The organism is Mesorhizobium silamurunense (assembly GCF_014843825.1).
Lineage (GTDB): Bacteria > Pseudomonadota > Alphaproteobacteria > Rhizobiales > Rhizobiaceae > Mesorhizobium > Mesorhizobium silamurunense.
On sequence record NZ_JHQR01000184.1, the window covers coordinates 1 to 1,699 of the forward strand.

Consider the following 1,699-nt stretch of genomic DNA (forward strand, 5'->3'; position numbering starts at 1 on the left):
ATCGCTTAACCGTTGTTCAGGGCGGACTACTTGGGTCGAATGGTCTCGATCACCTGCCAGGCCTGGGCGACCAGATCGAGCATCTCCTCGCTATCGTGGCCCATGGCGCGCAGATCGCCGCCGCAGCCCGGGCAGCATGCGCAAGACGGCTCGCGAACGATGCGCTTGCGCGGCAGGTTCGGGTTGAGCTTGCGCACTGGCAACACTCGGACCTTGTCGGTGTCAGCGACGATGGGCAGTTCGAGATCGGGCACGTTGGTGGCGAAATCTGTCTCGAGATCTTCGAGTTCGAGCCGCATCTGGCCCAGCTTCTCGGACGAGCGGCCGAAGGCCTTGCGGTTGAAGCGATCGATCCGCAGCTGCAGGCGATGAATGCGAAGCGCGGCCTCGGCGCGCTCTCTTCGCAGCTGCTCATCGCGTTCGGCGATGGTGGTGTCACGGGCGGAGACGGCCGCCTCCAGAGTGGCGATCCGGGCGAGGAAATCAGCGATTGAGGGAGCTTGTTCCGACACCCAAATTACATACCCGAAAGACCTCGTCTACGGAAGCAAAATCGACAAAATCAATGAGAAACGACCGAATTTAGCCGGCCAGACGCGGTCGACAAATCTTGCTCGGTCGGCACCACTGTGATCAACTGGTCAACTCCGCCAGGACGATACGCAGCGCTGCCGGATCGACGGTCCCGTCGATCCGCAATCGCGCGCCGTTCGGAAAGGCCACGACGATTCTGCCGGCCAGGTCCGGGCAATCCGCGACGGGGCGTTCGACCTCGGGCAGATCGCTCACGTCAATGCGCGCGAAGGTCGCCATCGCCTGATCGGTATCGAGTTCGCCGCCGGCCATCTGCTTGCGCCACGCATAGAGCTGTGACGGAGCTACGCCGAACGCTTCCGCGACCTCGGTCACCGACGACCCCGCCGCGCTCGCCAGGTCGACCAACGCGCGCTTCTCGGTGCAACTCCACAGCCTTCGTTGCCGCACGCGCCCGGGCCCGTTTGTAAGATCTTCGGCCGCTGCGGCGCCGCTTAACTCGGCGGCCATATCGCCCGGTGCATGTTCCAATGTCATGGCTCGAAAACTCCATGTTCATCGGCCTCTTGCAAGGTGCCTTGGCGCACCGCTTACTTTTGAAATTCAGGCATGAGCGTTTCTGCGGATGAGATTGCCGCCCATAGCGACAAGGATCATGGCGTGAGACGTCGATGCGCTTCTTGTAATCGCGCACGGGGCGACCCCATCTTGTCATCCAGCCGAAGGTGCGCTCGACAACCCAGCGGCGGGGCAAAACTTCGAAACCCTTCTGGTCGTTTGATCTGCGAATGATCTCTATCACGAAGTCAAGATAGGCGGCCTTGTCCATGAGCTTCAGCTGATCGCAGGCGCCATCAGCGAACAGATGCTTCACCCAGGGCCAGCGCTCGCGGATACCATCCAAAATCGCCTGAGCGCCGGCGCTCTCGGAGATATCGGCCGGCGTCAGGTTGACCGTCAAAGCCGCCCATCCGTATCGACGACGATGAGGCGCTTGCGGCCGAATGCCGGCGTCGTACCCTCTTGTTCCGGCTTGCGGTGACCTGGCTGTCGATCACGCCCGCGGTGGGACTGGCCTCGCGCCAGATCGCCGCTTCAGGCCGCCATAACACCATCCTCTGCATAAAATGTGGCTAGGCCGTCTGTGCTGAACGAATTCGCCGGA

Annotated in this window: 2 protein-coding genes and 1 pseudogene; all 3 read right to left on the reverse strand. The window is 62.0% G+C overall.

From position 1 onward, the window contains the following. Window positions 1–26: 26 nt before the first annotated feature. Complete coding sequence (locus DH10_RS37950) at window positions 27–512, reverse strand: IS66 family transposase zinc-finger binding domain-containing protein (protein WP_343221592.1); 486 nt, start codon at window positions 510–512, stop codon at window positions 27–29. A gap of 121 nt (window positions 513–633) precedes the next feature. After that, on the reverse strand, window positions 634–1,071 hold the full coding sequence (gene tnpA / locus DH10_RS20660) for an IS66-like element accessory protein TnpA (RefSeq protein ID WP_192385274.1): 438 nt from the start codon (window positions 1,069–1,071) through the stop codon (window positions 634–636). Window positions 1,072–1,137: 66 nt separating this feature from the next. Next, window positions 1,138–1,616: pseudogene (locus DH10_RS20665) on the reverse strand (transposase); the annotation flags it as partial. Window positions 1,617–1,699 lie beyond the last annotated feature (83 nt).